Genomic DNA, 8,352 nt, shown 5'->3' on the forward strand with positions numbered 1-8,352 from the left:
ATCTTCTAATGAATCTGTTTCTTCTTAACTGCTCTATTTCGTAACACAGTTCCGCTTTAAACTGGCTTACTCGTGGATAATTTTCAAATATTTTAGTACTTTCCGAATATTTTATAGATTGAGGAAGTTTCACATGGAGAATTTTACAATTTTCAAAAAAACAATTCTTTACCTTGCACCGTTCAAATATTGTTGAAGAAATTATACAATTCCTAAACGTACAATTTTGAAGATTACATCTTCTAAATAACGCTCCTCTTATGTAGCAATTATCAAACTCTGCACCAAATAAAGAACTAAATTTAAATTTAGCTCCTATAAGCGATACATTGATAAATTTTGAATGGGAGAAATTTGTATGGTAGGAACATGTTTTATTAAAATTTTTATGAATGAAACAACTATGCCTTGAATCATGATTGCAATAACTATATCTTTTTTATCAGCATTATTTAACATAATTTAATCCTAAAAAATATTACTCTGCCCCAAACAATAACCCTTCCTTAATCCCGCGAATCTTATCCCTCAACACCGCTGCTTCCTCAAACTGCAAGTCCCTGGCCGCCTGCTGCATCTGTTTCTCCAGCTTGGCGATTTCTTTAAGCGCGTCTTCTTCGGTGTGGATTTCGCCGACTTTAACTTTGCCCTTATTTTTCAGACGGCCTTTGCTGCCGCTTTCTTCGTGGTACACGCCGTCGATGATGTCTTTGATTTTTTTGTTGATTTGCTGCGGTACGATGCCATGTTCTTGGTTGAATTTCATCTGTTTTTCGCGGCGGCGTTCGGTTTCGTCGATGGCAGCGCGCATGGAGTCGGTGATTTTGTCGGCGTAGAGGATGGCGACGCCGTTGACGTTGCGGGCGGCGCGGCCTATGGTTTGGATCAGGCTGCGGTGGCTGCGCAGGAAGCCTTCTTTGTCGGCATCGAGTATGGCCACCAGCGATACTTCGGGGATGTCCAAACCTTCGCGCAGCAGGTTGATGCCGACGAGTACGTCAAAGAGGCCGAGGCGCAAATCGCGGATGATTTCGACGCGCTCGACGGTGTCGATGTCGCTGTGCAGGTAGCGCACTTTGATGCCCAGTTCGCTGTAATAATCGGTGAGCTGTTCGGCCATGCGTTTGGTGAGCGTGGTTACCAGCACGCGCTCGCCTTTGCCGATGCGCTCGTTAATTTCGCTTAATAAATCGTCCACTTGGGTGGAGACGGGGCGGATGATGATTTGCGGATCGACGAGGCCGGTGGGGCGGACGACTTGCTCGACCACTTGGCCGGCGTGCTCTTCTTCGTATTTGGCGGGGGTGGCGGAAACGAAGATGGTTTGCGGCATGATTTTTTCAAATTCGTGGAATTTGAGCGGGCGGTTGTCGCGCGCGGAAGGCAGCCTGAAACCATAATCGACCAGATTTTGTTTGCGCGATGCGTCGCCTTTGTACATGCCGCCGATTTGGGTTACGGTAACGTGGCTCTCGTCAATAAACATGATGGCGTTGCTTGGCAGATAATCCATCAGGGTGGGCGGCGGTTCGCCTTCTTTTTTGCCGGAAAAGTGGCGCGAGTAGTTTTCGATGCCTTTGCAGAAGCCCATTTCATAAAGCATTTCGAGGTCGAAGCGGGTGCGCTGCTCGATGCGTTGGGTTTCTACGGGGCGGTTTTCTTGGGTGAAAAAAGCGATGCGTTCGCGCAATTCTTCTTTAATCGATTCGCAGGCGCGCAACACGGTGTCGCGCGGGGTAACGTAGTGGCTGCTGGGGAACACGGTGTAGCGGCCGACGCGTTGCAGGCTGCCGCCGGTGAGCGGGTCGAAGAGGTCGAGGCGGTCGATTTCGTCGTCGAACAGGCTGATGCGCAGGGCGTTGTCGGAGCTTTCGGCGGGGTAAACGTCGATCACGTCGCCGCGCACGCGGAACGAGCCGCGTTTGAAATCCATTTCGCCGCGCTCGTATTGCATGGAAACGAGGGTGGAAATGATGTCGCGCTGGCTGAGTGTGTCGCCTTCTTTTACCGACAGCACCATTTGTTGGTATTCGGTGGGGTCGCCGATACCGTAAATGGCGGAAACGGTGGCAACGATAATCACGTCGTTGCGCGTCATCAGGTTTTTGGTGGCGGAAAGCCGCATCTGCTCGATGTGTTCGTTAATCGCCGAATCTTTTTCGATAAACAGATCGCGGCTGGGCACATAGGCTTCGGGCTGGTAGTAATCGTAGTAAGACACGAAATATTCCACCGCATTTTCAGGGAAAAACTCACGCATCTCGGCATAAAGCTGCGCCGCCAGCGTTTTGTTGTGCGCCATGATGATGGCCGGGCGGCCGCTCTGTGCGATGACGTTCGCCATCGTGTAGGTTTTGCCGGAGCCGGTTACGCCGAGCAGGGTTTGGTAGGATAAGCCGTCTTCCAAACCTTCGAGCAGGCCGGCGATGGCGGTGGGCTGGTCGCCGGCGGGCGGGAAAGGCTGGTGCAGTTTGAAGGGGGAATTTTCGTATTGGATGATTTGCATTTCAGACGGCCTTAAAAGACGGGAAACTTGGCGGATTATAGCAAGGCTGTGTTTTGCACAACAGTTTCGGTCGGTATCGATGAGCAAGCGATACTTCGTGCCACTTGAAACCAAAATCCCATCATCCCCGTTCAGAAATACACATTACTCGCACAAAGGCAGGAATCCAGAAGTTTGAATTTTCTGCATCCGTCGGAAAAACAACTATTCCTTAGCATTCAAAGTCTGGATTCCTACCTGTGCGGGAATGACGGTAGAGAGGAGAAATTAAGAGAACGGATACGGTCAATCGGGAAATAAGCCAAAGGCCGTCTGAAAACTTTTTTCAGACGGCCTTTGGCGATTCGGCAAACGTTATATTCAAATCATGCCGATACCCGATACTTCCCGGGCCATGCGCGCGGCGGCGTTGTCGGTCATGCCGCCCGTGAAATCCAGGATTTTCATATAGGCTTCGTACAGCGTATCGTCGCGGCTGATCGGGTCGTTGGTTTTCAACACTTCCAATGCCAGCGACTGTCGGGTGTTCAGACGGCCTTCGGTAATCAGCGCATGAACAGCCGGCACAAGCAGGTCGAGTATCAGGCCGAGACAGGGAAAGGCGGCGATTTCGGTCATCAACTTGCTTTGGTGGCGGAAAATGCGGGTGCGCGCCAGTTCTTTGGCCTTCTCCAGCGTATTCTGCACTTCAGGGCTGCACAGGGCAATCAGGTCTTTGCCTTTAAACTCGCCGCGCAGCAAGTCCTGATGGTGGGTAATGAAGGTTTGGGCGACATCGTCCACGGCACGCCCGATGGCCATGCCGCGCAGCATGGCGCAACGCTGGCGGCTGGTTTGAGCCTGCCATGCGGCGGTGCTTTCGGTAAAGGTCAGCTCGGCCAAAATGCTTTCCACTTCGGCATCGCCGAGCAAGCCGATTTCTACCGCGTCTTCCAAATCAAGCAGGGCATAGCAGATATCGTCGGCGGCTTCCATCAGATAGGACAGGGGATGCCGCGCCCATCTGTCGCTGCCCTGCTCTATCAGCCCCAATTCATCGGCCACGCGGCGCATAAACGGCAGCTCGGTTTGGTAGATGTTGAATTTTTTGCGGCCGCGTTCGTCGAGCGTTGTCCACGGATATTTCAGCAGCGTGCCGATGGTGGCAGCGGTCAGACGCATACCGCCTTTGTTGCGGTACATTTCCAAGCTGGCCAGAATGCGCAGGCTGTGGGCGTTGCCTTCGTAGGTCTGTACGTCGTTGCACTCGGCTTCGCCCAAAGTTTCGAGATAGCGCGCATGGGCGGGGTTGCGGAACCAGTCGCGCAATGCGTCTTCGCCGGTGTGGCCGAACGGCGGATTGCCCAAATCATGTGCCAGACAAGCCACCTGTACCACCGCACCGATGTCGCTCGGCGTGTTGCCCTGCGGCAGCAGTCCGCCTGCCTGCATCATCATGCCGACACGGTTGCCCAAACTCCGTCCCACGCTCGCCACTTCTACGCTGTGGGTCAGGCGGTTGTGCGTATGGTCGTGTTCCGCAAACGGATGCACCTGCGTTTTGCGCCCGAGCCGCCGGAACGCGCTGGAAAACACCACGCGGTCGTAGTCGATGTGGAAATCCGTGCGCAACGCATCCGCCCCTTCCTGAGTCGAAGGGGTTACGGTGGCGACAATATCGCCTTCTTTGGCACGGAAGCGGCGGGTGGAAAGAAGCTGCGGCCAATTCATTGCGGTCATGATGGTCTCTTTCGGATAAGGCCGTCTGAAAAATTCCGTATCGTCATCCTGCCGAAGCAGCTCAGGTCGGAAACAGGTAATTGCTGCCCCAGCCATGTATGTTAAAACAGATACGGATTCCGTCGGCATGGAAATCACGGCAAACCGGATTCCGAACCGATTCGTGATTCCTGCCAAACGTTTTAACGTTTTTCAGACGGCCCGAATGTAAAAATGCCCCGAACCTGAAGTTCGGAGCATGATGTTTGGCTCCCCGACCTGGGCTCGAACCAGGGACCTGCGGATTAACAGTCCGTCGCTCTACCGACTGAGCTATCAGGGAATGGCGTGCATTATACCGTGCGGAACAAATGTGTCAACAGGTTTTTCAGACGGCCTCTGCATGCGGCAGGCCGTCTGAAAAACCTGCCTTAGGACGCAAGCCGCACCAAGCCACCCAATGCCGGCGCAAGGGCATCAAACCTTATTTCGCGGTTTTACTGCCCGTGGCCAATTTGTCGAACAAAGCACCGTCGGCAAAGAATTTCTTGGCAATCGCGTCCCAGTTGCCGAACACGTCTTCAGGTCTGAACGTTTCCATCGCGGGAAAATCGGCTTTGTGTTTTTCCGCTACGGTCTTGTTTTGCGGGCGCAGGTAGAACTTGGCGGCGAGTTCCTGCGCCGGTTCGCTCCACAGGTATTTCAAATATTCGGCAGCGGCTGCCTGCGTCCCTTTTTTGCCGGCCACGCTGTCCACCACAGCTACGGGGTTTTCCGACAGAATCGTGTAACTCGGATAAACGATTTCAAACTGCCCCGGCGCAAGTTTGCGGCTCACATGATTGGCTTCGTTTTCAAAAGTAATCAGCACGTCACCGATATTGCGTTGTGCAAACGTGGTGGTGGCGGCACGGCCGCCGTTTTCCAACACCGGCGCGTTTTTCAGCATTTTTGCGGTAAATTCGGCTGCTTTCGCCTCATCGCCGCCGTTAGCCTTCATACCGTAGCCGTAAGCGCCGAGAAAGGCATAACGGCCGTTACCCGACGTTTTCGGGTTGGCAATCACAAGTTGTACGCCGTCTTTGGCCAAATCCGCCCAGTCTTTGACCTGCTTCGGATTGCCTTTGCGCACGAGAAATACGGTGGTGCTGGTAAACGGCACGGCGTTGTCGGGCAGACGGCTTGTCCAACCTGCTTTTACCAGCCCTTTTTTCTCGAGAAGCTGGATGTCGGAAGTCTGGTTCATCGTAACCACGTCGGCCTGCAAACCGTTGGACACCGCCAGCGCCTGCTTGCTCGAACCGCCGTGGGACTGCTGGATGTCGATTTCCGCTCCGCCGTTTTTCGCTTTGTATTCTTTGACAAACAACGGGTTGTATTCTTTATAAAAATCGCGGGCCACATCATAGGAAACGTTCATCAGTTTCACATCTTTCCCGGATGCGTCTGCCGAACCGTTGGCAGACTTTTGTTCCGACTGCGGCGAACAGGCGGCCAGCGCGGCTGCGGCAAGGCCGGTAAATACGAATGAGCGGACGGTCGTCATGATGATTCCTTATCGGTATATTTGGGATGCTGCGGATATTACACAGGCCGTCTGAAAATGCAAAATACTGATTGCTTGTTTGCAAATCAGGTTTGGTTATATGGCGGGACGGCGGAAATGGATGGAATCAAGCCGTGCCGTTATTCAAGCAGTGTCCAAACAAGAATCTGATGTTTCGGCAACCTGTTCCCCCTTCTGCGGGAGAGCAGGATGGATTCAGACAAATGTGTCAGACGGCCTGAACGTTTTGTCTTTCCCTTATCGGTGCAGTCGTTTTAATAAACAAAGGCCGAGACCTTTGCAAAAATATCTTAAAGGCCGTCTGAAAATTTTTCAGACGGCCTTTACTTATCCAAACCAAGCTGCGGCCTTAAACCGTTCCGCCCTGTGCCTTAACTTTTTCCACGCCGGATTCGAGTTTGTTGAGCGCCGACAGATAGGCTTTGGCGGTGGCCACCAAAACATCGGTATCCGCGCCCTGCCCGTTGACGACCCTGCCGCTGCGCGACAACCGGACGGCGGTTTCGCCCTGGCTTTCCGTACCCTCGGTAACGGCGTTGACGGAATACAGCTGCAAGGTTGCTCCGCTGGCAGCCACGCTCTCAATCGCTTTAAAAATCGCATCAACGGGGCCGGAACCTGTTGCCGAAGCGCGCTGTTCCATGCCTTTTACCGTAAACACTACTTCGGCACGCGGTTCTTCGCCCGTTTCGGTGGTGATTTTCTGCGACACGAATTTGAAATGCTCCTGCGTCATGCTGCCGATTTCGTCGGATACGAGCGCGTGCAGGTCTTCGTCAAAGATTTCGCGTTTTTTGTCGGCCAGCTCTTTGAAGCGGGCGAACGCAGCATTCAATGCTTCTTCACTGTCCAACTCGATGCCCAAATCGGCCAGCTTGGTTTTGAAGGCATTGCGGCCGGAAAGTTTGCCCAAAGTCAGGCGGTTGGCCGTCCAGCCCACAGATTCGGCGGACATGATTTCGTAGGTTTCGCGGTGTTTCAATACGCCGTCTTGGTGAATGCCCGATTCGTGGGCAAAGGCGTTGGCGCCGACAATGGCTTTGTTCGGCTGCACGGGATAGCCCGTGATGGTGGATACCAGTTTCGATGCGGGCACGATTTGGGTGGTGTCGATGCCGGTTTCCAAGCCGAATACGTCGCGGCGCACGTTCAGCGCCATCACGATTTCCTCAATCGACGCATTGCCCGCACGTTCGCCCAAGCCGTTCACCGTACACTCGACTTGGCGCGCACCGCCTTTCAAAGCCGCCAGCGAATTGGCCACCGCCAAACCCAAATCGTTGTGGCAGTGTGCCGACCAGATCACTTTGCCGCCGTTGGGCGTTTTGGCAATCAGTTCTCGGAAAAACGCTTCGGTGTGGTGCGGAACCGAATAACCGACGGTATCGGGAATATTGATGGTGGTGGCACCCGCCTCAATCACCGCACCGCAGATTTCCGCCAGAAAATCGATTTCGGAACGCAATGCATCTTCGCAGGAAAACTCTACATCATCCGTATATTCCTTGGCGATTTTCACCGCCTTGACCGCTGCTTCGATAACCTGCTTCGGCTTCATTTTCAGCTTGTGTTCCATATGAATAGGACTGGTGGCGATGAAGGTGTGGATGCGTTTTTTCGGCGCAGGAGCAACGGCTTCGCCCGCACGGCGGATGTCGCGTTCGACGGCGCGGCTTAAAGAGCAGACCGTCGCTTTGGTCAGCGTTTTGGCGATTTCGTGCACGGCTTCCCAATCTCCCGGACTGGCTGCGGCAAAACCCGCTTCAATCACGTCCACGCCCATTTTTTCAAGCTGGCGGGCGATGCGGACTTTTTCCTCTTTGGTCATGGCGGCACCGGGCGATTGTTCGCCGTCGCGCAAGGTGGTGTCGAAAATAATCACGCGGTTGTTTGTGTCCATGTTTTGCTTCTCCAGAGCGGTTTCTTGGTTTATAAAGGCATTCAAATCCAGCGGCCTGCCCTGCGCTTCGGCCAAAGCAGTCAGGTTTTGCAGTTGCGAAAGCGGCAGCGAACCGCGGACGCGCCATTTATAGATGGCGGCGGTCGATGCGGCATGGTCGGGATTGTGCTGCTTCAGGGCTTCGGCCAGCGCATTTACGCCGCCGAAATAGGCGATTAAACGGTCAATGTCCAATTGCATGGTCTGTATTTGTCCAATTTCAGATGATTCGGGTGGGTGGCTTGCCTGCCATTATACGCATATTGGACAATTAGACAACAAATTTCTGTAGTCAATCAAAAAAATGTATAAACACAAGTATATTTTCTATACATATTGTCCAATTTGTTTTTTCAGACGGCCTGGCAACTGCCGCAGCCCGACACATGCTAAAATAGGTTCCATTTTTATCTTCCTTTAAATTCAAAATATTATGCAGACATCCCAAACTCCCGAACCGGCCGGCAAAGTAATCTTCCGTCCCAGTACCCAGCTGACCGTTGTTATAGCAAATAAACTTATTTATCGATACACACCTGAAACAGCCAATCCACATCCGTAATTCGCAGCCGATTCCTAACACCTTTAATCCAAGCCCACTTTTTCTCTATCTGATTCAGATCGGGGCTATAAGGTGGAAGC

5 protein-coding genes and 1 tRNA gene are annotated in these 8,352 nt (G+C 52.9%); all 6 read right to left on the bottom strand.

Translation table 11 applies throughout. The annotated features are described in order from the left end of the window. Positions 1-394: pentapeptide repeat-containing protein (locus tag ACEYDX_RS10305; protein ID WP_373741935.1), on the bottom strand; the 394-nt coding region annotated here is incomplete at its 3' end. Positions 395-478: 84 nt separating this feature from the next. Continuing rightward, complete coding sequence (gene uvrB, locus ACEYDX_RS10310; protein WP_373741932.1) at positions 479-2,506, bottom strand: excinuclease ABC subunit UvrB; 2,028 nt, start codon at positions 2,504-2,506, stop codon at positions 479-481. 360 nt (positions 2,507-2,866) lie between these two features. Then, positions 2,867-4,216: a deoxyguanosinetriphosphate triphosphohydrolase gene (locus tag ACEYDX_RS10315; protein WP_373741936.1), complete on the bottom strand. Its 1,350-nt coding sequence runs from the start codon at positions 4,214-4,216 to the stop codon at positions 2,867-2,869. A gap of 255 nt (positions 4,217-4,471) precedes the next feature. Then, positions 4,472-4,547 (bottom strand) — tRNA-Asn (locus tag ACEYDX_RS10320). 141 nt (positions 4,548-4,688) lie between these two features. Next, complete coding sequence (locus ACEYDX_RS10325; RefSeq protein ID WP_373741933.1) at positions 4,689-5,750, bottom strand: sulfate ABC transporter substrate-binding protein; 1,062 nt, start codon at positions 5,748-5,750, stop codon at positions 4,689-4,691. A 370-nt stretch (positions 5,751-6,120) separates the two neighbouring features. Continuing rightward, on the bottom strand, positions 6,121-7,911 hold the full coding sequence (locus tag ACEYDX_RS10330; protein ID WP_373741934.1) for a 2-isopropylmalate synthase: 1,791 nt from the start codon (positions 7,909-7,911) through the stop codon (positions 6,121-6,123). Between the last annotated feature and the right edge of the window lie 441 nt (positions 7,912-8,352).

This window comes from Neisseria sp., assembly GCF_041804105.1.
Lineage (GTDB): Bacteria > Pseudomonadota > Gammaproteobacteria > Burkholderiales > Neisseriaceae > Neisseria.

Coding starts and splice junctions, on each gene's coding strand:
- uvrB (WP_373741932.1), bottom strand. CDS start 2,506: ATGCAAATCATCCAATACGAAAATTCCCCCTTCAAACTGCACCAGCCT.
- ACEYDX_RS10315 (WP_373741936.1), bottom strand. CDS start 4,216: ATGAATTGGCCGCAGCTTCTTTCCACCCGCCGCTTCCGTGCCAAAGAA.
- ACEYDX_RS10325 (WP_373741933.1), bottom strand. CDS start 5,750: ATGACGACCGTCCGCTCATTCGTATTTACCGGCCTTGCCGCAGCCGCG.
- ACEYDX_RS10330 (WP_373741934.1), bottom strand. CDS start 7,911: ATGCAATTGGACATTGACCGTTTAATCGCCTATTTCGGCGGCGTAAAT.